The following is a 24,748-nucleotide window of genomic DNA, read 5'->3' as shown; positions in this document are numbered from 1 at the left end:
ATGGATCTGATCTTTGCAACCAATAATATTAATAAGATAAATGAGATCCGGCAGATCATTCCCGCCGGATTCAACCTGATAACGCTGCATGAGGCAGGCATAAAGATTGATATTCCTGAACCACATTATACATTTCAGGAAAATGCCTCTGAGAAAAGCCAAACCATTTATAAGCTGACCGGCAAAAGCTGCTTTAGTGAAGATACCGGTCTGGAAGTGGATGCCTTAGATGGCGCCCCGGGGGTAATATCTGCCCGTTTTGCCAAAGAGGATGAAGGCTATTCGGGAAACAACGATAAACTCCTGAAACTGTTGGGACACAACCCCAACCGACATGCCCGATTCAGAACGGTCATTTCCTTAATTTTAGAGGGTGAGGAGTATTTTTTTGAGGGAAAATGCGAGGGGACGATCCTGATGCGGCCAAAAGGTTCTAACGGATTCGGATATGATCCGGTTTTTGTTCCCGATGGCAGTGAAAAAAGCTTTGGGGAGATGAGCATGGAAGAGAAAAAAACATTCAGTCACAGGCGCAAGGCCATGGATCTGTTGATCGCTTTCCTGCAGAAAAGGTCATAAGCGATCGAAAACCTAAGAAATAAAAAAAAGTGGAGCAATCAGGCAACCAAAATATTACGGATTACGACTTAATCAAAGGAAGTATTGCCGGAGACCCCAGGATACAGGAGATTCTGTACCAGCGGTTTGCTCCGAAAATGTATGCTATCTGCCTGCGTTATGCGGGAAATAATGATGACGCCCAGGACCTGCTCCAGGAGGGATTTATCAAAGTTTTCAGAAACCTGGAGAAATTCAGGAATGAAGGCTCATTTGAAGGTTGGCTCAGAAGGGTTTTTGTCAATACATCCATTGAACATTATCGTAGGAAAGTTCACCTTAACAGTATTTCTGAAAAGGAGGAAATAGGCATCGAGGATGTTTCGGTTTCGGTGTTGGACCAGTTAGCGGAAAGAGATATAGTGCAACTGGTTCAGGAATTATCGCCAGGCTACAGGGCGGTATTCAACCTGTATGTGATTGAAGGGTATTCTCATAAGGAGATAGGTGAGATACTCGGCATCAGTGAAGGCACCAGTAAATCGCAACTAGCACGAGCCAAATCCATACTACAGAAAAAAGTGGCAGAACATTTAGGCGTAACAAGAAAATAACCACCAGCTGATGAATGATCCTTTACGAGATAAAATGCATGATTGGCAGGCCGGTCCACCACCTGGTGCGTGGACAAAGATTGCCGCTGAGCTTGAAGAAGTGAATGCGGAGAAGGCAATCAGCAAAAGACTGACAGCCTTCGAATCCACACCTCCCGTTCAAATCTGGAACAGGCTGATGCAGGAGCTTCATGAAGCCAAACCTGAACCAGAACAATCTATCCCCCTCAATCCTGTTGTTCCTGTAAGACCATTATACCCTTACCTGATAAGATATGGTGCAGCAGCCGTTTTAATTGGTCTGCTCATCTGGGCTTTCAATAGCAATCCATTTGATAATACTGCACAAACAGCCACCGCTTCACTGGTTCCGATTGAAAATAATTCAGGAATGGCCGTTACTTCACCAGGTGCAACCCCACAGGCAGATCCTGTTATAAAAGCAGCCCCCCAACAGATACATATAAACGAAGCGCCAACAGAAATAAGGCAAACAAGGCGGCAGCCCCGGTATTCTTCACTCCGCAACAAGCCGGCGGAATACAGTGATAATGGCGATCCGGAAATCTCCGTGAATTATCCGCACCCACCAAGAATTTCACAGGCAATACTTCCCGTACAGAGCAACGAAGAAGGTTATATCATATTGAGGCAGGGAGATGGGCAAAAGGTCAGGATGTCGACCAAGTTTGCCCCTTTATACTATTCACTGATGAATCAGCCAGAGCTCTCTGCAAACGCCAGTATGCTTAATACTTTACAACAGCGCATAAACCGCTCTCCTTATATTCCTGATCCCAATAATTTATTCGATCTGCTGCGCTTAAGTGATCTTATTCAGCAGGATTAAAAATCTTTCTTTTATAAATTTCACCCATGGCCCGCATAAGGTTAAACATGCCCGAGAAGTATATCTTCACAACCGAGCTACCGGTCAGGATCACTGATCTGAATTATGGCGGACATGTTGGTAATGATACCATACTCACCCTGATCCACGAAGCCCGGATGCTATTCCTCAGGAATGCAGGATACACTGAGATGAATGCTGCCGGTGCATCACTTATCATGGCAGATGTTGGTATCGAATTCAAAAATGAATTATTCTATGGCGACCGGCTCCAGGTGAAAATTATTGCTGCAGAATTTACAAGGGTAGGATTTGATATCTTTTACCAGCTGGAAAAAATAAGTGGTGAACGATCAACCATTATTGCCCTTGCTAAAACAGGGATGGTTTGTTATAACTATGAGCAGAAAAAAGTAATATCACTGCCGCAGGAATTGATACAAACGCTGGGAACACCTTAATGCATTATTCGATGCTATTCCAGATCCGCCAACTTTCTTCTGCCTGGATAATCAGCATGTCATAACCATTTTCAATGGCTGCACCTCTTTGTTTACCTTCTTTAAGAAATCTTGTTTCAGCCGGATTATAAACAAGATCATATAAGTAATGGCGGGCTCCTATTGCATCATAGTTAAGTGGAAGGATCGCGTCTTCATTGGGATGCATTCCAACAGGTGTTGTATTAATCCAAAGTGTTGAACTCCTTAGCAAATCTTCTGAAAGAGATTCATAATTGATGGTGGCACCATTACCCTCCACTTTTCTGCTTGCTATAATAAATTCTATTCCAAGTTTTGAGAGCACATATTGAACAGCTTTGGAAGCGCCCCCTGTTCCAAATACAAGGGCTTTATCATGTTCTTTCTTCAGGTACTTTTTCAATGACAATTCAAAACCGATAACATCGGTATTAAATCCCTGCAATTTGCCATCCCGGATTCTAATGCAGTTGCAGGCACCAATAGTTTTCACCACTTCATTTGCTGAATGGAGAAAAGGAATTATAGTTTCTTTATGTGGAATGGTGATATTGAACCCTTCCAAAAGAGGATTGGTAAGCAGCAATGCAGGAACTTCCTGCACTGATGCCATCGGGTAATTATTGTATACGGCATCAATACCTTCCCTATCAAATTTTTCCGTGAAATATCCTTTGGAAAAAGAATGACCAAGTGGGTATCCTATTAAGCCGAACTGGCGCATCAGGCCATTTCTTTATCAAGGAACATATGAAAAGTATCGCCTCTTAATCCAACCCGCATTGCTTCAAGGGAAAGCATTTCAGTAGGAGCGATATTACCCAGATTAACATTGGCGCCGATCAGTTCAATGAAGTAAAGTTGCTGGGCTTTCTGGGGCGCTTCCCAGATGATTTTTTCTTCGGGTATCTGTGTCAGGATCTCCTGCACCAGACCTTCCCTCACTTCCCCGCTTCCGCGATAGATACCAACATTACCCGCTTCCCGGGCCTCTGCAATAACATAGGTAGAACCCGCATCCAACTCTGCCCGCATAAGTTCAATCCATTTATAGGGAGGGATGATATGGGCTGCATCCTTACTTCCTACTTCACTTAATACAGTACCATGCTTGGTGAGTTTTTCAATATATCCACATTTCTCAGCATGCGGGATGGTTATAGAACCATCACTCACTTCCATGTAGCTGATGCCATAATCTTTACAAACACTTATATAATCATCAAACTGGTTTCTGATCAGGAATGCCTCAAACAAAGTTCCGCCAAAATAAACAGGCATATCATAAGAACGGTAAATTTCCAGCTTTTCGCGGAGGTTGGGAGTTACATAAGAAGTTCCAAAACCAAGCTTCACTATATCAACATGAGGATATGCAATACTCATGAAATTCTTACTCTCTTCAATACTCAGGCCCTTATCCATTACCATTGTAATCCCTTTCATTCGCGGCTTGGCAACACGTTCAGGGATCTGCGTTAAATTGAAATTCATTTGCTTTTGTTTAAGGAATTGCCGCGCAAAAATAGGAAACGGAAGGCATATTACGGACGGCTACCTTTCCTGTTCCTGGCAATTACATCAACAACAAGCTGATTTTGCAGTACAGAGGGATGAAGTGCAACAAATTCTTTCAGCTGTTTAGGTGCTTTCTGAATGGCTCTTTCCAGGTATATCAGCGCTTCCCTTGATTTGCCGAGGGCAAACAATATTGCACTTTTATAGTATATAAAAAGGGGCTTGCCTTCAGTATGCTGAAGGGCTGCATCTGCCTGTTCAAGCGCTTCCTCCATAAAAGAGCCTTTGTATAAACAACGTATAAGCGCTTCCCAGCCTGTGGTGCTTTTTGGTCTCGCCCTCACAACATTGGAAAAATAAAATATGGCATCGCGGGTTTCACCCAGCTGGATCTTGCACTCACCCATGGCGAGGTTGAATTCGGGTACCGATTTTTGGATCTGCATGGCCGTTTCAAGCTGTTTAACTGCCTGTGCCCAGAGCTCTTCATTAATATAGGTGCAACCGATCTTATAATAGAGCCTGGCATCATCCGGATTGAGGTGTACTGCTTTCCTGTAATAGAACCTGGCCTGGCCATAATTCTTTATTCTGTCATAGCAGTGACCGATAGCTTCATAGATAACATCTTCAGGGCGACTTAGCTCTAGCACTTTTTCCAGCACTTCGATTGCTTCCCGGAATTTACGCATGCGGATGAATGCATCTCCCATGTTCCGGTAAGCATAATCAAATTTTTCGTCAATGGTGATGGCGAATTTATAAGCATCGATCGCCTTCTCATAAAGCTTAAGTCCCTGGTAAGCCGCGGCGAGGTTGAACCAGGCTAGTTCATTATAAGGGAGCTCTTCGAGGATCTGCTGGTGCAGGCGAATGCTCTCCTCATTCCGGCCGGTGAAATCGGTCCAGAAGCATATCTTATAGAGTGCTTCTTCGTTTGCGGGTTCCTGTTCCAGGATCAGCTTAAGGCAGTCAAATATCTTATCGAACTGCTCGTAATCATCATAAACATCTGCCAGCTCGAAGAGTAGTTCGATCCTCTCCTCCCCTTCAAAATAATTCAGGGCATTCTCCAGTAATTCAACGGCCTTGTCCTGCTGGTCGAGCGCAAGGTAGGCATCGGTGCGCAGAATGAAGAGATTGATATCTGTACTATCGAGGAGTTCAGCGAGGTCTAAAATGGAAAGAGCATCCTGGTATTTGCGGGACGCTATCAGTATATCTGCTTTTCGGATCAATAAGGTGGAAGAATAAGGAAACTGCTCTACTGCCATTTCACTGGCTTCAAGCGCCTGTGCGAGATCTTCGGCCTGGTCGAAGTGATTAATTATCTTTTCATAGGCTTCCTCATCCAGAAAGGAGTAAGAACGGCCGGATTTCCTGTCGTTATACTGCCTGAGCAACTCCTCAATATCCTCTTTATCCTGGCGAAAGGGGTATTCTTTCATTTACTATAGGTTATCCTAATATAGGCTATTCAAAAAAAACATCCAATTAATTGTAACTTTTTTTATCACCATCCGTTAAATACATATTAAAGTTTGTGATAAACGGTTTCGGAATTAGCAAATATTTTTATTATTTTTGTCTCGATGTTAAGAAATCTCCATACAAGAATTGCCCGGCATAGTTTAAAGCTGTTTGTTGCAACAGCTTTCCTGGGGTTCGCCTGCTTTGCATTCGCAAGTATGGGTGGGGAGAAAAAGAACCGCAAAGGCTCAAAGCTCACTGCAGATTTCGTTCCTATCAAAACCAGCTCCGGATTTACACTTAAAGCTGGTCCATCTTACAAAGGCAGCATGATCTTCAAACAGGAGAAATCAGCCAGTCACCTTACTTTCAACACCCTCATCACTTACCAGAAGGGTAACACCACTTATATCATGCCCTATAATCACAGGGTGACTATCAGTAAGTCAGGAGCAGCGCAGGACAACCTGCAATTACTTCGCCTGAAGGTGAAACTCAATAAGTGATCAATTAATTTTTTCTTCCCCTTTTACTTTCTTCGTAGGTCATTTCTCGATAACCAGCTTTTGGTATGTCGAATTTTGATACGGGAACGGGATTCAGTGATACCTGTGATACAACATACCTGATGTTCAGTTTTCCCTGGGTTAGTTCATATTCAAGGGGCAATCCCTTTAAATTGGTGAACTGGCTGTTGTAATCATTGTTCTCCGGAATGATATCTTCTGTATAATAAACTACAAAAGAGCTGCCATCCTTCATCTCAGCAACTGCCTTTTTACAAAGGTAGCCTGCCAGCATCTTGGTTTCAGTGCTGGGTATGAAACGTATTCCCTCATATTTCCGGTTCTTATCTTTCCAGTTATCGGCTGTCATCCGGATCAGCACTTTTTGCCCACCTACTTCCTGCAAAACAACCCCTGCGCCTGTACGTGAGTCATGTATGGTGGTGAACTTTGCAAGGGCGCTTACCATTTCCGACCTACTGTGATGGCCTTTGAGGTAAACCGTGGTAGTTGCACCGTCAAATGCATCTGCCAGCCGGGGCTCAACACTGCCGGTAGTTATGACGGCATCGTAGATGATAGTTAAGTCAGCTGTTTTTTTCTGGGCTTCGGAAGCCAGCGCTGTAAAAAACAGGGAGCCGGCGAGTAATAATTTTTTCATGGTCGATCTTACGGTATCAGACGATTTTTAAACCTTTCAGGTTGTCTAAAATAAGAAAGCCCATCGAAAATGACCTACTTTCCTTTTTTCTGCATGTTCTGCACCCGTTTCTGGGAATTCTGCACTTCCTCCATTTTCTCCTGCCATTTCGATTTGGTCTTCGGTTTAAGGCGGTTTTGTGCGAGCTGGGCAACTATCTGGTCATGATTGATGATATACTTCTGAATAATGAACTGTAGCACCAGCGTAATTACGTTTGATACTGTATAGTACCAGGTTAGTGCTGAAGGCAGCCTGTTAAAAAAGAATAACATTACAACCGGAAAGATATACGGCATGTATTTGAGCATCGGATTGTTCTGGTCCGGCGTCATATTCATGTTGTATAATGATATCAGGAAGCTGGTTATAACAGCCAGTAAAGTAAACAAGCTGATATGATCTCCAAATCCAAGGGGGATGGAGAATGGTAACCGGGCTATTACATCATAAGTAGAAAGATCTTCGGCCCAGAGAAAACGTTCACCCCTAAGCGCCACATTAGCATTAAAGAAACTATAGAGTGCAAAGAAGATCGGGATCTGTAATAATGCAGGAATACATCCGCCCAATGGATTCACGCCGGCTTCCCTGAAGAGCTTCATCTGCTCCATTCCGAATGTTTGCTGGTCGTCACCATGTTTGGCTTTCAATGCATCTATCTCCGGCCTGAGCGCTTTCATTTTTGCACCGCTGAGATAACTGGAGTAAACAAGTGGTGAAGTGATCAGACGAATAAACAATGTCAGCAACGCGATCACTATTCCAAAGCTGCCGATGAATTTCTTAATGAAATCAAATACCGGCATTACCACAAACTGGTTGATGGGTCGCACAAATGCATAGAAGCCCTGGCCCAGGTTAACGATCTTATCCATATCGTCAACGCCAACATTCCGAAGGATCTTATAATCATTAGGACCAAAATAAAACTGTAATGGGATCACGGCAGTATTATCACCAGTCAGTTTTTTCTGGAAACTGGCTTTGGCTGCAACAATAAGGCTGGTGGTGTCTTCACCCGGACTGGTCCAATCAACCTGTGCCGCATCAAACTTGTCTTTAGCAATTAGTGTGGTGTTAAAAAACTGCTGCTTTATACTTGCCCAATGTACAGGCTTTTCGAATTTCTCCTGGTCGCTTGAAAACAGATTGAAGTAATCATATTCACCATCTTCCAATATCACCAACTGAGATTGCTGCCTTTCGTACTTCACGTCTTTTTCCTGCTGGTGTGCATCAACAACCCAGTTGAGGTTCAGTTGCTGCTGTGTGAGAAGGCTATTAACGCCATTCAGGCGAATGGTATAATCAACGAGATAACTTCCCTGTTTCAACGCATATTCATGAACGATAGTTTCACCATTATTACCAGTTACTTCATAACTGATGGTCTGGTTTCCGGAAGGATCTTTCTTAATATCTTTTAGCTGGAAAAACAGTTCTCCTGCCTGGGCAGTCTGGTTAGGACCAATATTAACTGCATAACTTATATTATCGCTGCCATCATGAATCAGGGTAACCTGGCTGCTGTCGGATCTTTTGTAATTTTTCAGCTTCACCTGAACAGGCTGGGCACCTTTGTTGGTAAAGCGAATGGCTAATACATCATTCTCAAGGTCCTGGAATGATTCTGCCGCGGATGCCGCACGTGCCCATCCGGTTGCTGTTGAATCAATTGCAGTAACAGCATTTACGCTGTCAGTTATTACCGGGGCAGTTTTCTTTCTGGCTGATTCTATCTTTGCTACCGAATCTTCGTACTGCTGCTTCTTGACCTGCAGCTCCTGGCTGTTTTTGGAAGAAATGAAGAGATAAACAAAAAGTAGGACTCCCATCAACACAAAACCAATGATCGTATTTCTATCCATGCTCTGCATGTAGTATGTTTTTTGACGTGCAAAGATAGGGTAATAAAGGCCCTCACGGGCCTTTTATTTATATCATTTCACTCTGTAAAAGTGGGTTCCGGATGCCTTCTTTTTTTTCTGCATTTTCCTTTGCTGCCTTAATAAAGTGTACAAAAACCGGCTGAGGATTCTCAACTGTACTCTTTAATTCAGGATGGTATTGCACACCAATAAAGAATGGATGGCCTGGTAATTCCACGATCTCCACCAATCCGCTCTCCGGATTTCTTCCACTCGCAATCATACCTGCCTGCTCAAAATCAGCGAGGTACTGGTTATTGAATTCCCAGCGATGGCGATGCCGCTCACTAATTAATGTGCTGCCATATACAGTATGCGCCAGACTTCCCTCCCTGATTTCGCAGGGATATGACCCAAGCCTCATGGTGCCGCCCTTGGCAGTAACTGCCTTCTGGCCTTCCATCAGGTCAATAACCGCATGGGTTGTATTCGGGTCCATCTCGGTACTGTGGGCATTTTTCCATCCCAATACATTTCGCGCGTATTCAATTACACTCATCTGCATACCCAAACAAATTCCAAAGAATGGTAATTTATTTTCGCGCGCATATTTTACCGCAGTGATCTTTCCTTCAATACCCCTGTGTCCAAACCCTGGTGCAACCAGCAAACCATCAAGGTGACCAAGCTTTTCTTCCACATTCTCTTCCGTGATAAATTCACTGTGAACATTCACCACATTCACCTTGCATTCATTCATCGCACCTGCATGTACAAATGCTTCGAGGATCGACTTATAAGCATCCTGCAATTCAATATACTTACCGATCAACCCGATGGTTACCTTACTCTTGGGATACTTAAGCTTATCAAGGAACTCTTTCCATTTACCCAGTTCAGGCTCTGAATAATTAGTGATATTCATTTTCTTCAGGCAGATCAGGTCAAGTTTCTCACGCATCATTGCTAAAGGAACCTCATAAATGGTAGGTGCATCCGCTGCTTCAATTACTGCTTCCTTTTTCACATTACAGAAGAGCGCAATTTTCTTTCTTATTTCGGGGGATAGTGATTCTTCGGTGCGGCATACAAGTACATCGGGATGTACACCCTCCTGGCTAAGCATCCTGACGCTGTGCTGTGTGGGCTTGGTCTTTAGCTCCTTTGCAGCACGGAGGTAAGGAATCAATGTAAGGTGAACCACCACACAATCTTCTTCGGGTAACTCCCACTGCAACTGACGAACCGCTTCTATAAAAGGTAAGCTTTCAATATCACCAACTGTTCCACCAATTTCAGTTATTACAATATCATAGCCCTGCTGACCAAGTAATAACATTCTGCGTTTGATCTCGTCAGTGATATGTGGTACAACCTGAACTGTTTTACCAAGGTATGCTCCTTCCCTTTCCTTGTTAATAACGGTCTGGTATATGCGACCAGTTGTAACGTTGTTAGCCTGCGAGGTAAATATGCTCAGGAATCTTTCATAATGACCAAGATCAAGGTCGGTTTCAGCACCATCTTCTGTTACATAACATTCGCCATGTTCATAAGGATTAAGCGTACCGGGATCAACATTGATATAAGGATCAAATTTCTGGATCGTTACATTCAATCCCCTCGCCTGAAGCAACTTCCCCAGGGATGCTGCAATAATTCCCTTACCTAATGATGAGGTTACCCCTCCTGTTACGAAAATGTACTTGGCCATATTTTGAATTTTTTCAAAAAAATAAACTCCCAAGCCATAATAGCTTAGGTTATTGCTGACATCCTGTCTTTTAATGTTGAACCGCTTCTCCAGTCTGAATACTGACCTTGCGGAAAAATGGAATATGTATATCCGGGAGGTCATGCAAAGATACAGTATTCCCCATTCCACCCAAGTTGGGAATTGCCTTGTGGAAAAAAACTGTATAGCCGATCAGTCTGTTTACTGGCATTGTTTGAACAAGAGGGCCACTGGATTGTAATCTTAAAAAGTTTACTCATATGAAAAAAATCATTCTTTTTGTTGCCGGTTTGTTATTCATAAAAGCTGCCAGTGCCCAGGAACCAGTTTCCTGCTGTGCGGCAATGGCAACAGAATCATTTGCACAGAATGCCTCCAGCAAATCATTCCGTATGAGCCATGACGAGCCCCTTCCCTTTAAATACCAGTCTGATGCAGGCAAAGACATCAATTATGCTACACCCGATGGTAAAACAGCACATGCCTGGGAGGTAAAATCAGCAACACCAACTAAGAATTACCTTTTCGTGGTTCATGAATGGTGGGGACTTAACGATTACATTAAGCAGGAAGCAGAAAAACTTGGCCGCGACCTTGGAATAAATGTGATAGCGCTTGATCTGTATGACAATGTAGTTGCCACAAACAGGGAGGATGCAGCTAAAACGATGCAGTCGGTAAAGTCAGAAAGGGCCGAGGCCATCATAAGAGGTGCTTATAAATATGCCGGCGACGATGCCCGTGTGTTTACCATCGGTTGGTGCTTTGGCGGCGGCTGGAGCCTCCAGGCCACATTACTGGGTGGCAAACAGGCGGCAGGGGGAATAATGTATTATGGCCAGCCTGAAAAGGATGTTGAAAAACTCAAAACTTTGAATGCAGATATCCTGGGATTCTTCGCCAACCAGGACCAATGGCCGAGCCCGCAAGTAGTGGATGAATTCGCTGAAAACATGAATAAAGCCGGCAAGAAGCTTTTGCTAAACCGCTATGATGCTACCCATGCATTTGCGAATCCGAGTAATCCCAACTTCAATAAGGAAGCAACCGAGGACGCTTACAAGAAAGTACTGGCCTTTATCCGTGAAAGGAGCTGAGGCAGGAACTACCTTAAATACAATAGGCACCCGGTTTCCCGGATGCCTATTTTCCTTTTGGTGATTATTGCTAATTATATAATCCTAATTTACAGATGCCTGGATGATAGGTGTTGCTTTGATCAGACCAGTATGATTTCTTTTTAAAAGGATGTCTTTGATCTTTTCGCTGCCACCTTTATTGGCATGCATAGCCACGATGGCTATAATTTCTAATAGTAAAATCCAACTGCTAATATTCTTTTTCATATCTGTGGTTCAATGGTGGTAAGTCCAACGCGCTGCAAATTACCTCAATTAGGCCTAGCCGCAAAAACCTCCTGTTGTATTTACCATATTAGATTAACGATCTACCCATTAATATATTATTAATAACGTTTTTTCTCATGTATTATGCGGTAGATGCATAAAAATTATCCCTTTTGTATCTTGTCGTAGCTGGCGGCAATCCCTTTTATAAGTGATGAACTGAACCCCTGGTGCTCCATTTCATTAAGTCCCGCTATGGTACAGCCCTTGGGAGTAGTCACCTTGTCGATCTCCTGCTCCGGATGGGTACCTTTTTGTAACAATAGTTCCGCCGCTCCCTTAACAGTTTGAGCAGCAATGAGGCTGGCAGTTGCCGCATCAAAACCTATTTCGATACCTCCCTGTATATTGGCCCTGATATACCGCATCGCATAGGCCGTTCCACATGCACCCAGTACAGTTGCCGCGTCCATAAGCTTTTCATCAATGATGGCAACCCGCCCCAGCTGGTTAAATAATGCCATCACCCACTCCACCTGGGCAGCATCAGCCCGGGTATATCCCACACAGGTCATGCTTTCCCGAATGGCTATAGCCGTATTGGGCATCGCCCTGAATATGGCAGTTTCGCCTTTCAGCTCCTTGGCCAATTCTGCAATGGTCACCCCTGTTACCACCGAGATGAGCATTTTTTCCTTGCCGGTGACCTCTGAAATTTCACGAACAACCTCAGCAGCCTGGAATGGCTTAACGGCAAGAAGAATAACGTCGGCCTGCTGCGCCGCCTCCACATTATTATTCGTTACATGTATCCCTTTCTGCTGTAAAGGCTGTAAAAGAGCAATATTTCTACGCGTTACAGTAATGTTCCCGGCTTCTGTGAATCCACCGGCCAATAAGCCTTCCGCTATTGATATTCCAAGATTTCCGCCACCGATAATGGCTATTTTTTTACTCATCTCACATAGGTTTAAAAAAATGCCATCACTCTTTCGGAGTGATGGCAGCAATCATATTGTAAATATAATGATTTAAAAGTACTTACCCGGTACAAGGTAATTTCTTACATAATCCTCAACCCCTTCTTCCAGTGTATAAAAGCTTTCGGGATAGCCCTGGTCACGGAGTTTCTGCATGTTTGCTTCGGTGAAATACTGATACTTATCACGGATGTCCTCCGGCATATCAATAAATTCTATTACCGGCTCACGGTCCATTCCCCTGAAACTTGCCTTAACGAGGTCCTCAAATGCGCGCGCCTTGCCCGTACCCAGGTTGTACAGGCCTGAAGCAGGCTGGTTTTCCATCAGCCACACACAAACCTTCAACACATCCATCACATATACAAAATCACGGAGCTGCTGACCATCCTCAAAATCTGGCCGGTGCGAACGAAACAACTTCACCTTCCCCGTTTCCTTAATCTGGTTGAAGGAATGCCAGATCACGCTTGCCATCCTTCCCTTATGGTTTTCATTCGGGCCATAAACATTGAAGAATTTGAGTCCGGCCCAAAACGGGGGATGACATTCTTCATGCATTACCCATTTGTCAAATTCATTCTTTGAAACCCCATATGGGTTCAGTGGCTGCAAATTGAAAACAAGCTCATGACTGTCGTCATATCCAAGTTCACCCCCGCCGTAGGTGGCAGCAGAAGACGCATAAACGAGGGGGATATTATGAATGGTGCAGTAGTTCCAGATCTTCTGGGAATATTCCACATTCAGTTCCTGGTGGATGGAATAATTGAATTCAGTAGTATCGGTTCTGGCGCCAATATGAAATACAAAATCGATCCTGGGTTTGTGCTCGCTAAGCCATTCGAAGAAATGGTTACGTGGAATTTTCTCCAGGAACAACTTGCCTTCAGTATTAGGGGCCTTGTCTTCCCTGCTGAAATCATCCACCAGTAAAAGATTATTGAATCCTTTCTGGTTAAGATAACCCACCAGGCAACTACCTATAAAACCTGCAGCGCCGGTTATTACAATAACTGAATCTGTATTCATATATAAGGCAGTTTACACCATTATTAAATAGGCGTCATGGCAAATTCGGCATCATGACCTGCCAGCAATCTTTCAATGGCAGTATCATACTTCTTTTTCCAGGAATTAATATCGCCCCAGTCTTCTCCATCAATGGTGATATTGCCGGAGCTTACAGTTCCGAGTTTCCTGAATGCTTTTCCCGCGAGACTAGCCTCGAACTGCGACTGACTTTCCGGATTAACGGATACGATCACCCGACTTTGACCCTCCCCGAAAAGGAATGCATCCTTACGAATGGCGGGGTCAGTATCGATGCTGAATCCGAGATCGCGGTTAAATCCACTTTCTGCCAGCGTAATGAAAAGTCCACCTTCACTGATGTCATGGGCCGAGTCAATCAGTTTGTCTTTTATCAATTCACTGATCGTTTGCTGAAGGGCAAATTCTTCTTCAATATCAAAATGCGGAACGGGTGAATGCTCCACACCCACTATTTTATTTAAGTATTCAGAGCTATTGATACAGTCTGTACTGTTTCCAATAATGTAGATGGAATCACCCTCCTGCTTAAAATCAAGCGTCATTTTATTGTCGACAGAATCCAGCAATCCAACCATTCCAATAGTAGGTGTTGGGTACACCGGACCATCGGGGTTCTGGTTATAGAAGCTCACATTACCGCCGGTAACCGGGGTATTGAATCTGCGGCATGCGTCACCCATTCCTTTAATGGCCTGAACAAACTGGTAGTAGACCTGTGGGTCGTAGGGGTTTCCGAAATTCAGGCAGTTGGTAACACCGAGAGGTTCGCCACCACTGCACACGATATTTCTCGCGGCTTCAGCAACTGCTATCATGGCGCCTTTGTAGGGATCGGCATATACATAGCGGCTATTACAATCTGTTGTTACCGCAAGTGCTTTATTGCTTGGTTTTGCCAGTACTACAGCTGCATCGCTTGGAGCATTGGTGGAAGTATTTCCTGTTCCAACCATGCTGTCATACTGAACATAGATCCAGCGCTTGGAAGCGATATTGGGGACTTCAACCAATTGGGATGCCACTGCCTTAAGGTCGGCAGGTACCGGAACTTTCGCAGCATCAAAAGCAGCGATCTTCTCGAGGTATGCCGGCGCTTCATATGCACGGTCATATACAGGTGCACCGCCACCAAGTACCAGTTCATAGGCCGGGATGGAAGCCTCCAGTTCACCATGCATATAGAAATCGAGGAGTCCGTTATCAGTCACTTCCCCTATCACTGAACAGGGCAGATCCCATTTTTCAAAGATCTTCTCCACCAGCGCCTCCTTGCCCTTTTCAACCACCATGAGCATGCGCTCCTGGCTCTCGCTAAGGAGGAGTTCCCATGTTTTCATATTCTGCTGGCGGGTAGGCACTTTATCCAGATCGATCCTCATTCCCACGCCACCTTTTGCACTCATTTCTGCGGTGGAGCAGATGATGCCTGCGGCACCCATATCCTGCATGCCAACTACTGCGCCTGTTGTAATCACCTCAAGGCAGGCCTCGAGTAATTTTTTTTCCTGGAAGGGATCACCAACCTGCACCGCCGGCAGTTCCTCGGTACTTTCTGCGGTGATATCAGCAGAAGCAAAAGATGCTCCGCCAATTCCATCCTTACCGGTAGCAGAACCCACAAACATAACCGGGTTGCCTAGTCCTTCGGCAGTGGCACTTACTGTACCGCCCGCCTTTACAATTCCAACACTCATGGCGTTCACGAGTGGGTTGGTATGATAGCATTGTTCAAAATATATTTCGCCCCCCACGGTAGGTACACCAAAGCAATTGCCATAATGGCCAATGCCATGTACCACCCCACCTAACAGGTGCTGGGTTTTACCTTCAGTGAGTTTACCAAAACGGAGAGAATTCAATGCGGCAATAGGTCTTGCTCCCATGGTGAAAATATCCCGGTGAATACCACCAACACCAGTTGCTGCACCCTGGAATGGTTCAATGGCAGAAGGGTGGTTATGGCTCTCGATCTTGAAAACAACGCCATATCCATCACCCATATCCATGAGTCCGGCGTTCTCTTCTCCTGCTGCTACCAACATTTTGCCACCTTCCCTTGGGAGGGTTTTCAACCATTTAATGGAGTTTTTATAGCTGCAGTGTTCACTCCACATTCCACTGAAGGCGCAGAGTTCATTGAAATTAGGGGTTCGGCCGAGTTTCTCTTTGATCAGTTCAAATTCTTCGGCGGTAAGACGTAATTGTTGCGCGGTTTTAACGGTTACTTCCATGTTGCTTTTGCGGATGGTGTAAGAAAGCGCAAAGGTAAGGTAAGGCAGTGAATGCGAAAATTATTGATGCCCTTCAATGCCGGCCACTGCCTGTTTATAATGGGCGATAATTATACTGATATCAAATTGTGCCTTTACAAGCTCCCTTCCCTTTTTACCCATGCTCATGCGAACGGATGGAGTCATAAGCAGCAGTTCCTCCATCTTTAAGGCAAGGTCAAAAGGATCGCCGGGCTTTGAGAGCAAACCGTTTTCAAGATGCTTCACCACATCATGGCAGCCCCTTGAATCAGAAGTAACAATCGGCAGTTCCATACTGGCCGCTTCCATTAAGGATCGCGGCACACCCTCGTTATAGGTGGAGGGAAACACAAAGCAATCTGTCTCCGAAAGCCATGGCCTTACATCATCCATGAAACCCTCATAACGGAGCAGACCTTCCTTTTCCCAACGCGCCAGCTCTTCCATTGAAATGGAATCGGGATGATGGGCTTCCACTGACCCGATCAATACTGATCTGAACTTATGCCCTTTCTTTCGCAGTAACCTGCAGGCATCAGCATATACGCCGATACCCTTGCTTTTTAAGAGACGGCTTGCCATCAGGAAACAAAAATCACCATCTACTTTATCGATTTTTGGTACAGGCGAAAACCATTCGGTATCGATGCCTTCACCCGGCAGCACCCGCGTTTTTTTTATATCAGTAATGCCATTACGGGTAAAGAAACCCGCGTCCTCATTATTCAGAAACCAAACCTCACGGGCACCCTTAAGTGCTTTGCGGTACAATTGCTTTACTATTTGGTAGAGGATATTCTTTTGCGAAAAGGCATAACCCAGTCCGGTTACCACTGCAATGGATGGAATGCCTGCTGCAGTGGCAGCCATGGTTCCATAAATATTTGGCTTGGCAACAAAATGAAAAACAAGATGGGGACGGTATTGCCTGTAATATTTCTTTGCCTCCAGGTAAAATTGAAAATCGGCCAGGGGACTTATCGAGCGGTTATCAAAGTGAAGGGGCTGGTACTGGCATCCTTCCTTGCGGAGCTTGTCAACAAATGCATCCTGCGGACATAAAACCAGGATACGATGCCCTGCCTGCAGCAGGCTCCGGATCACATCGAGCCTGAAATTATAAACGGACCATCCGTTATTGGAAACAAAAGCGATGAGGAGGGATCTGTTTGTTGCAACTTGCATTCGGCCACATTAAAGCCAAATGTATAGATTTGAAAAGGAAAATCAAGAAACCCGGATGGATATATACCTGCGCTACTTCATTGTTTTGATCATTGTTGTGTTGCTAACGCGATGGCTCACCCGAAAAGCTGAGTGGGGTTTCAGCTGGAGCCAATTGCTGATTGCCATGGCAGCAAAGGTCCTCATGGGTTCTCTTTATGGATTTGTGTTCCTTCGGTTTTATGGCGGCGATGATACCTGGTTCATCAATGGCGACAGCATGAATGAACTCGAAAAGCTCCTAACCCGACCAGCGCATTTTTTTGAGGATGTAGACATATTCCGACTTGTATCAGAGAATGGCTGGGCAGGGGGATTGGCAGTTTTCCAGATGAAAATGGAGCAGGCCCTTATCATTAAGCCCCTTGCCTTTGTAAACCTTATATCGGGCGGCAACTATTATATTAATGTGGTTGCTTTCAGCGGTATTAGCTTCTGGGGACATTTCTGGCTTTACCAGGCCTGCCTGGCTGCCTGGCCCCAACTAAAGCAATGGCTGTTCATGCTGATCTTTCTCTATCCCCCCACCCTGTTCTGGCTTAGTGGCATAAGATCGGATGCCTGGCTATTCTTCTTTTTCGGACTCCTTATATATATATATGGAAAATGGTTGGCCCGCGGCCAAGCCGGATACCTGGTGCTTACTATCCTGGCACTGGCAGGAATCAGTTTTATCCGCGCACCGCTGGTAGCCGTCATCATCCCATCGCTTGTGGCCTGGTGGCTGGTGGTGAAAAAACAAAAGCCCCAGGTAAAAGCATTTCTCGGGGTGCATATGATCGCGATGGTGATGTTTTTCCTGAGCGGATTATTACCCTCCCCTCTCAACCTGCCAGAAATGGTTGCTGAGAAGCAAGCCTCATTTTTTGCGCTGGAAGGAAAAACAAGGGTCAGCCTCCAAAAGATGGAACCCTCTCCCGCATCATTTATAAAGATGCTGCCACAGGCTGCTGACAACGCCTTTCTACAACCCCGGCCATGGAATACGAGCGGCGCCCTTCAATTGCTGATGGTGGTTCAGAACCTGGTTCTGCTCGGATTATTTCTAACGCTTATTGCGCGTCGTTACCCCGGCAGGGCTCTCCTTGCCCCTTACCCAATGTCGGCCCTGCTCGCTTACACTGCCCTCCTCACCTGCCTCTTCATCGGTTATACCATTCCTTTCCCCGGTGCACTGGTTCGCTACAGGGCGATCCCCGAAATATGCCTGCTTATCTGGCTGAGTCTGGCGGCCGCAGGCGATAAAATTTCACATTATAAATTAATTAATGTTTATAAAAACAGAGGTTTCTGATATTTATTCTGCACGAAAAGGATGATTTGCATCATTTTTTTACTCAACTTAGAGGAAATTTTTGAAAACCCTGTTAAGGGTCCTTCAAAAAGCTGAGATTATCATTTTTTTCAATAGCTAAAATTAATTCTTAATGTCATTACGTTTCAGTGCTTTAGAAGGCATCAATGAAGGAAAAGAAGTGGAAGTTTCGGGATCTGCCAAGATTACTGCGATTTTTGGGGAGAATGTTTTCACCATCCAGAAGGCCAGGGCCTTTTTGAGTGATGAAGGCTATAAAAGTCTGCTCGCCTCCATTCGCGGTGGAAAGAAAATTGACCGCAATGTTGCCAACCAGGTTGCAGCAGGTATCCGCCAGTGGGCAGAAACAAAAGGTGTAACGCATTACACGCACTGGTTTCAGCCTTTAACAGGAACTACAGCCGAAAAGCATGATTCGTTTTTCACATTAAAGGGAGATGGAACCGCCATTGAAGAATTTGATGGTGCCGCGCTCATCCAGCAGGAACCTGATGCCTCCTCTTTCCCGAGCGGTGGTATCCGTGCCACTTTTGAAGCCCGTGGTTATACAGCATGGGATCCCTCCTCTCCTGCCTTTATCATGGAGATCGGAAATGGCCGCACACTTTGCATCCCAACCATATTTGTTTCTTATACCGGCGAAACACTTGATTATAAAGCGCCGCTTCTTAAATCACTGGAAGCACTTAATAAGCATGCTGTTGATGTTGCCAACTACTTTGATAAAAATGTAAACCGCGTTTCTGCAACCCTCGGATGGGAGCAGGAATATTTCGTGATTGATGAGGCTATGTTCAATGCCCGTCCAGACCTGGTGCTTAGCGGCAGAACCGTTTTTGGTCATGCGCCTGCAAAGGGACAGCAGCTGGAAGATCATTATTTTGGTTCCATCCCCGAGCGCATCTATGCATTCATGCGCGATTTCGAGAACGAATCATACAAGTTGGGAATTCCCCTGCGTACACGCCATAATGAAGTTGCTCCAGCACAGTTCGAATGTGCTCCCATCTTTGAAGAAGTGAGTGTTGCTGTTGACCATAACACCCTGCTCATGGATGTAATGGATCGTGTTGCACGTCGTCACAGGCTTCGTGTACTGGTTCATGAAAAACCTTTCGCAGGAATCAACGGTAGTGGTAAGCATAACAACTGGAGCATGTCAACCGATACCGGTGTTAACCTTCTTGCTCCCGGCAAAACGCCAAAGACAAATCTTATGTTCCTGACTTTCTTCGTGAATACGATCAAAGCGGTTCATGACTATGCAGATGTTCTCCGGGCATGCATCGCTTCTGCAGGAAACGACCATCGTCTTGGCGCAAACGAAGCACCTCCTGCCATCATCTCAGTATTTGTTGGTGGATACCTCAGCAATGTATTGTCTGAAATCAAGGAAAGAGTGAGTGCTAAATTTGATGAGCAGGATGAGGCCATCCTTAAGCTCGACCTGCATCGCAGCATTCCTGAATTGCTCCTTGACAATACCGATCGTAACCGTACTTCTCCTTTTGCCTTCACAGGTAATAAGTTTGAGTTCCGTGCCGTTGGTTCTTCTGCCAACTGCGCAAACCCGATGACTGTTTTGAATACCATCATCGCTGAAACACTTAAGCAATTCAAGAAAGATGTTGACGCGCTGATCGAGAAAGGTGAGAAGAAAGAGATCGCTATCATGCATGTGATCCGCGAATATATAGTTGCGAGCGATAAGGTTCTTTTTGAAGGTGATGGATACAGTGAAGAGTGGGCAGAAGAAGCAGCCCGCCGTGGACTTCCAAATGTAAAGACCACCCCACTTGCTTTGGATGCAATGGTTACCGACAAAACAAAGAATCTCTATGAGAGCAATGATGTACTAACGCACGTAGAGCTGGAAGCACGTCATGAGATCGAACTCGAGAAATACATCAAGCATGTACAAATTGAAGCGAGGATCATGGGTGAACTTTGTACCAGTCATGTGCTGCCTGCAGCTATCAAATATCAGAATATCCTTATAAGCAATATAAGTGGATTAAAAGAGATCGGGCTGAAGGAAAGCAGTTATGCAAACCAGCTGCAGATCCTTGAAAAGATCAGTGAGCATATCAATATATTGAGTGACTTGGTGGAGAAACTGATCGAGGCTCGTAAAGTCTGCAACAAAATTGAAAATACAAGGGAAAAAGCCATCGCTTACGAAAGCCAGGTTAAAGCACCTTACTTTGATTCTATAAGGTACAGGGTCGACAAACTGGAACTATTGGTGGACGACAGCCATTGGATGCTTCCGAAATACAGGGAGATGCTTTTCCTGAGATAATTCTCTTAACCAAAACTAACATTGCTACCAGCCCGTTTCAACTGAAACGGGTTTTTTTATTGCAGTTTCTCCTTCACCCATTTCTGCGCAATATGAAGCTGTTCCTGCATGGTCAGTTTTGAATTGTCAAGAACCAATGCATCATCTGCCTGGCGTAGCGGACTCACTTCGCGGTTGCTGTCAATATAATCACGCATTTCGAGGTTATTCTTTACTTCCTCAATAGTGATGTTAGGATTCTTTTCAAACAGCTCACGGAACCTTCTCTCCACCCTAACAGCATTGTCGGCAGTCATGAATATTTTCAATTCAGCTTTGGGAAAAACAACCGTGCCTATATCGCGGCCATCCATAACAATTCCTTTCTTTCGTCCCATCTCCTGTTGTTGCTTAACGGCAAATGTCCTTACCTCCCTGATGGCAGCAATCTCACTCACCTTTTCTGCAATTACCAGATCACGGATCACATATTCAACGTTCTCATCGTTGAGGAACATTTCAGACTGCTCACTCACTTCATTAAAACGAAAATCTAGCTGGATGTTCGCTAAGGCTTCTTCTACTTCTGCAGTATCGGTCCAGTCAATATGGTTCCTTAAGAAGTACAAAGTGATTGCACGATACATGGCGCCACTATCAATATATACATAGTTGAGTTCTTTTGCCAGTTGCCGCGCCAGGGTACTTTTGCCACAACTACTCCAGCCATCAATGGTAATGATTATCTTTTTCTTCGCTGCCATTTTACAAAGATAGTAAATAGAGAAAAGGCAATAGTGAATGGAAAAAAGGGAAAGGTTCTGATCATCTTCACTTAGAACGGAATGCCTCAACCAGTGGTAGAATAATAAGCAGGCCACAGATCACGAAAATGATAAAAAAATAAGAAGGCACTATAGCTGTGCGTGCGGATTCTACCATGGTCACCTCCACGATCAAAAACAATAGAGCAGTAAGAAGATTTGTTGTACTTAGTACCCGATACTGTGCCTGCTCACTAAGTTGAATCTGGTATGGACCCGGTTTGCGAAACTTTCTGAAATAAGGATTTTTAGTGTTCATCACAAACCATAATATTCCTGTAGTAAAGGTGGCAATCACCGGAATAAGAAAGACCAGAACCTTGTTTCCATATCCATCCACCTCTCCTCTTAAGTTGAAATGTGAAGGAACTGTTTCAGGAAGTGCGTCATACGCCATTAATGGTACAATCCATGTTGCAGCTAAAAGTGCGAGGCTTATGAAATTAAATACCCTTGTATAAAAAGGAATTTCATCCTCACTGATAAACTTTTTTACCATGCTTCAATTTACAAAAAAAGGCCGTCGAATGACGGCCTCTCATATTCTGATTAATTAGAAATTATGCTTCTGACTTTTCCTTCTTGGGAGGAGATGATTCCTTAAGACTAAACCTGATCTTGTTCTGCTCTTTGTCAAGGTCAGCAATAAGTATATCACCATCCTTGATCGTCATATTCAGGATCTCTTCTGCCAATGGATCTTCCAGGTATTTCTGCAGCGCCCTGTGAAGAGGTCTTGCACCAAACTGCTGGTCATATCCTTTCTCTGCAATGAAGTTCTTGGCTTCTTCTGTAAGCTCAAGAGAGAATCCAAGATTCTTCAGGCGCTTCATTACTCCAGCCAGCAGGATATCTATGATCTGGAAGATATGCTCCTTGGTGAGCGAATTAAACACGATCACATCATCTATCCTGTTCAGGAATTCTGGTGAGAATGTTCGTTTCAATGCCTTCTCAATAACCGCCTTGTTGTTCTCATCACTGCTGGCAGTTCTCGCTGAAGTGGCAAATCCAACTCCTTCTCCGAAATCCTTCAACTGGCGAACACCAATGTTAGATGTCATGATGATAAGACTGTTCTTGAAGTCAACTTTGCGACCAAGGCCGTCAGTCAACTGGCCATCATCAAGCACCTGCAACAGTATGTTATAAATATCCGGATGTGCCTTTTCAATTTCATCGAGCAGGATCACAGAATATGGCTTACGGCGAACCTTCTCGGTAAGCTGACCGCCTTCTTCATATCCTACATAACCGGGAGGCGCACCTATCAGTCTGCTGATCGTGAACTTCTCCATGTATTCACTCATATCAATCCGAACCAATGCATCTTCACTATCAAAAAGATAACGTGCCAATGAACGTGCCAGCTCGGTCTTACCAACACCGGTTGGTCCCAGGAAAATAAATGTACCTACTGGCTTCTTGGGATCTTTCAATCCGACACGGTTACGCTGGATGGCCTTCACCACTTTCTGGATGGCCTCTTCCTGTCCAACAACCATATCAGCCATATCAGTGGCCATCTTCTTCAGCTTCTCGCTTTCTGCCTGAACCATTCGCTTAACAGGGATACCTGTCATCATGCTCACCACTTCAGCGATATCATCTTCACTAATGGGGAAACGCTTGTGTTTGCTTTCTTCTTCCCACTGCGATTTTGCTCTCTCGAGGTCTTCCTGTAAACGCTTTTCCGTATCTCTTAGTGAAGCAGCTTCTTCAAACTTCTGGCTCTTCACAACACGGTTCTTTTCATTCTTCACGTCCTCGATCTTTCTCTCGAGTTCTAGGATCTCCTCAGGCACATTAATATTCTTCAGGTGAACACGCGCACCAACTTCATCCAATACATCAATAGCCTTATCGGGAAGTAACCTGTCCGTCATATAACGGTCGCTCAGCTTCACACAGGCATTGATAGCATCATCAGAATAATTGACGTTATGATATTCCTCGTATTTCGATTTGATATTGTTGAGAATAAGAATGGTTTCATCAACACTCGGCGGATCTACCATCACTTTCTGGAATCGACGATCCAATGCACCATCCTTCTCGATGTACATACGATATTCATCGAGCGTGGAAGCACCAATACACTGCAGCTCACCTCTTGCGAGGGCGGGCTTGAATATATTGGATGCATCTAGTGAACCGCTGGCACCACCAGCTCCTACTATGGTATGTATCTCATCAATGAAGAGGATCACATCACGGTTCTTCTCCAGTTCATTCATGATGGCCTTCATCCTTTCTTCAAACTGTCCGCGGTATTTGGTACCGGCAACAAGCGCTGCCAGGTCAAGTGATATAACTCTTTTATCAAACAAAACCCTCGATACTTTACGCTGTACAATTCGCAGTGCCAAACCCTCCACAATAGCCGTCTTACCAACACCCGGTTCTCCTATGAGGATGGGGTTGTTTTTCTTACGCCTGCTAAGGATCTGTGATACGCGCTCAATTTCATACTCACGTCCTACGATAGGATCGAGTGCATTTGTTTCTGCCAGCCGGGTGATATCTCTTCCGAAATTATCAAGTACCGGTGTCTTGCTCTTTGTTGCTCCCGTTGCCTTTGCCTTTTGCTGACTGTATTTCTTTTCCTCATCAAAGTCGTCTTCATTCTCATCCTGGAATTCACTCCTAACGTCATTGCTTTTTACCACGCCTAATTCATTGCGGAAAAGATCATAGTCTACATCAAACTGGTTGAGGATCTGGGTAGCAATATTTTCTTTGTTTTTCAATATAGATAGCATTAGGTGTTCGGTTTCAACTGTGGGACTTTTAAGTGCCTTTGCTTCAAGTACCGTTACACGAATCACTTTCTCTGCCTGCTTGGTAAGCGGCAGACTATTGATGTTAGCAATATTCTTTCCTGTCTTATCTTTTACCGCGAGTTCAACTTCTTTGCGGAGTTCATAAAGGTCAACATTGAAACTTTTTAGAATACGGACAGCGGTGTTGTCACCTTCTCTTATCAGTCCCAGCAGCAAGTGCTCCGTACCGATAAAATCATTCCCCAATCGCAACGCTTCCTCCCTGCTGAACGAGATGATCTCTTTTACCTGGGCTGAAAAATTGTTGTCCATTTTATAAGTTGTTGTGTGTTATACAATAATAACGAATATTTTTGAGTTTAGGTTTGCCCCCCCAGCACTCA

22 protein-coding genes are annotated in these 24,748 nt (G+C 44.6%); 8 read left to right on the top strand and 14 right to left on the bottom strand.

Translation table 11 applies throughout. The features are described from left to right. Genes rdgB through V6M43_RS02745 form a run of 4 tightly spaced genes read left to right on the top strand, consistent with a single transcriptional unit; the run spans position 1 to position 2,483 of the window. Entirely contained in the window at positions 1 to 579 is a 579-nt protein-coding gene (rdgB, locus tag V6M43_RS02760) for an RdgB/HAM1 family non-canonical purine NTP pyrophosphatase (protein WP_332732505.1), read from the top strand. Between the two features lie 29 nt (positions 580 to 608). Further along, complete coding sequence (locus V6M43_RS02755) at positions 609 to 1,172, top strand: RNA polymerase sigma factor (protein ID WP_332732504.1); 564 nt, start codon at positions 609 to 611, stop codon at positions 1,170 to 1,172. A 10-nt stretch (positions 1,173 to 1,182) separates the two neighbouring features. Beyond that, on the top strand, positions 1,183 to 2,022 hold the full coding sequence (locus V6M43_RS02750; protein ID WP_332732503.1) for a hypothetical protein: 840 nt from the start codon (positions 1,183 to 1,185) through the stop codon (positions 2,020 to 2,022). A gap of 26 nt (positions 2,023 to 2,048) precedes the next feature. After that, on the top strand, positions 2,049 to 2,483 hold the full coding sequence (locus V6M43_RS02745) for an acyl-CoA thioesterase (RefSeq protein WP_332732502.1): 435 nt from the start codon (positions 2,049 to 2,051) through the stop codon (positions 2,481 to 2,483). Positions 2,484 to 2,487: 4 nt separating this feature from the next. Here the strand turns inward: V6M43_RS02745 and V6M43_RS02740 are convergent, their stop codons facing one another. The 3 genes from V6M43_RS02740 to V6M43_RS02730 are packed head-to-tail and all read right to left on the bottom strand — an operon-like array spanning position 2,488 to position 5,470. Further along, the gene (locus V6M43_RS02740; protein WP_332732501.1) at positions 2,488 to 3,228 is read right to left on the bottom strand and encodes a shikimate dehydrogenase family protein; all 741 of its coding nucleotides are present in this window, start codon (positions 3,226 to 3,228) and stop codon (positions 2,488 to 2,490) included. Next, complete coding sequence (locus tag V6M43_RS02735) at positions 3,228 to 3,998, bottom strand: phosphosulfolactate synthase (protein ID WP_332732500.1); 771 nt, start codon at positions 3,996 to 3,998, stop codon at positions 3,228 to 3,230. The genes V6M43_RS02740 and V6M43_RS02735 overlap by 1 nt, the downstream gene beginning before the upstream one ends. A gap of 50 nt (positions 3,999 to 4,048) precedes the next feature. Next, positions 4,049 to 5,470: a tetratricopeptide repeat protein gene (locus V6M43_RS02730; protein WP_332732499.1), complete on the bottom strand. Its 1,422-nt coding sequence runs from the start codon at positions 5,468 to 5,470 to the stop codon at positions 4,049 to 4,051. 144 nt (positions 5,471 to 5,614) lie between these two features. Between V6M43_RS02730 and V6M43_RS02725 the strand changes: the two genes are divergently transcribed. Continuing rightward, on the top strand, positions 5,615 to 5,998 hold the full coding sequence (locus V6M43_RS02725; protein WP_332732498.1) for a hypothetical protein: 384 nt from the start codon (positions 5,615 to 5,617) through the stop codon (positions 5,996 to 5,998). Between the two features lie 4 nt (positions 5,999 to 6,002). Here V6M43_RS02725 and V6M43_RS02720 read toward each other — a convergent pair whose 3' ends face one another. The 3 genes from V6M43_RS02720 to V6M43_RS02710 form a co-directional block, all read right to left on the bottom strand. Continuing rightward, complete coding sequence (locus V6M43_RS02720; RefSeq protein ID WP_332732497.1) at positions 6,003 to 6,659, bottom strand: hypothetical protein; 657 nt, start codon at positions 6,657 to 6,659, stop codon at positions 6,003 to 6,005. A gap of 74 nt (positions 6,660 to 6,733) precedes the next feature. Next, entirely contained in the window at positions 6,734 to 8,578 is a 1,845-nt protein-coding gene (gene yidC / locus V6M43_RS02715) for a membrane protein insertase YidC (protein WP_332732496.1), read from the bottom strand. Positions 8,579 to 8,636: 58 nt separating this feature from the next. Next, complete coding sequence (locus V6M43_RS02710) at positions 8,637 to 10,283, bottom strand: CTP synthase (protein WP_332732495.1); 1,647 nt, start codon at positions 10,281 to 10,283, stop codon at positions 8,637 to 8,639. A 281-nt stretch (positions 10,284 to 10,564) separates the two neighbouring features. On the opposite strand from V6M43_RS02710, the gene V6M43_RS02705 reads away from it, so the two are divergent. Beyond that, complete coding sequence (locus V6M43_RS02705) at positions 10,565 to 11,401, top strand: dienelactone hydrolase family protein (protein WP_332732494.1); 837 nt, start codon at positions 10,565 to 10,567, stop codon at positions 11,399 to 11,401. 84 nt (positions 11,402 to 11,485) lie between these two features. Here the strand turns inward: V6M43_RS02705 and V6M43_RS02700 are convergent, their stop codons facing one another. The 5 genes from V6M43_RS02700 to V6M43_RS02680 all read right to left on the bottom strand — a co-directional run bounded on the left by V6M43_RS02700 (position 11,486) and on the right by V6M43_RS02680 (position 17,123). Beyond that, positions 11,486 to 11,650 (bottom strand): hypothetical protein, encoded by a 165-nt coding sequence (locus tag V6M43_RS02700; RefSeq protein ID WP_156123693.1) that lies wholly within the window; start codon positions 11,648 to 11,650, stop codon positions 11,486 to 11,488. Positions 11,651 to 11,814: 164 nt separating this feature from the next. Continuing rightward, a complete protein-coding gene (gene proC, locus V6M43_RS02695; protein WP_332732493.1) occupies positions 11,815 to 12,609 on the bottom strand; it encodes a pyrroline-5-carboxylate reductase in 795 nt (264 codons plus the stop codon). 72 nt (positions 12,610 to 12,681) lie between these two features. Beyond that, complete coding sequence (gene rfaD / locus V6M43_RS02690) at positions 12,682 to 13,662, bottom strand: ADP-glyceromanno-heptose 6-epimerase (protein ID WP_332732492.1); 981 nt, start codon at positions 13,660 to 13,662, stop codon at positions 12,682 to 12,684. A gap of 23 nt (positions 13,663 to 13,685) precedes the next feature. Further along, entirely contained in the window at positions 13,686 to 15,917 is a 2,232-nt protein-coding gene (gene purL / locus V6M43_RS02685) for a phosphoribosylformylglycinamidine synthase subunit PurL (protein WP_332732491.1), read from the bottom strand. A gap of 60 nt (positions 15,918 to 15,977) precedes the next feature. Next, entirely contained in the window at positions 15,978 to 17,123 is a 1,146-nt protein-coding gene (locus V6M43_RS02680) for a glycosyltransferase family 4 protein (RefSeq protein WP_332732490.1), read from the bottom strand. Between the two features lie 55 nt (positions 17,124 to 17,178). Between V6M43_RS02680 and V6M43_RS02675 the strand changes: the two genes are divergently transcribed. After that, a complete protein-coding gene (locus V6M43_RS02675) occupies positions 17,179 to 18,456 on the top strand; it encodes a hypothetical protein (protein ID WP_332732489.1) in 1,278 nt (425 codons plus the stop codon). 133 nt (positions 18,457 to 18,589) lie between these two features. Then, a complete protein-coding gene (locus V6M43_RS02670) occupies positions 18,590 to 20,779 on the top strand; it encodes a glutamine synthetase III family protein (protein ID WP_332732488.1) in 2,190 nt (729 codons plus the stop codon). Between the two features lie 56 nt (positions 20,780 to 20,835). On the opposite strand, the gene cmk is transcribed toward V6M43_RS02670, so the two are convergent. The 3 genes from cmk to V6M43_RS02655 form a co-directional block, all read right to left on the bottom strand. Further along, positions 20,836 to 21,522: a (d)CMP kinase gene (cmk, locus tag V6M43_RS02665; protein ID WP_332732487.1), complete on the bottom strand. Its 687-nt coding sequence runs from the start codon at positions 21,520 to 21,522 to the stop codon at positions 20,836 to 20,838. 67 nt (positions 21,523 to 21,589) lie between these two features. After that, positions 21,590 to 22,081, bottom strand: a complete 492-nt coding sequence (locus V6M43_RS02660; protein WP_332732486.1) for a DUF1648 domain-containing protein — start codon at positions 22,079 to 22,081, stop codon at positions 21,590 to 21,592. 61 nt (positions 22,082 to 22,142) lie between these two features. Continuing rightward, the gene (locus V6M43_RS02655) at positions 22,143 to 24,677 is read right to left on the bottom strand and encodes an ATP-dependent Clp protease ATP-binding subunit (protein ID WP_332732485.1); all 2,535 of its coding nucleotides are present in this window, start codon (positions 24,675 to 24,677) and stop codon (positions 22,143 to 22,145) included. Positions 24,678 to 24,748: the final 71 nt, after the last annotated feature.

Source organism: Flavihumibacter sp. (assembly GCF_036676075.1).
Classification (GTDB): Bacteria; Bacteroidota; Bacteroidia; order Chitinophagales; family Chitinophagaceae; genus Flavihumibacter.
The sequence above is the reverse complement of the archived record's forward strand: the minus strand, read 5'-3'. Positions and strand labels throughout refer to the sequence as shown.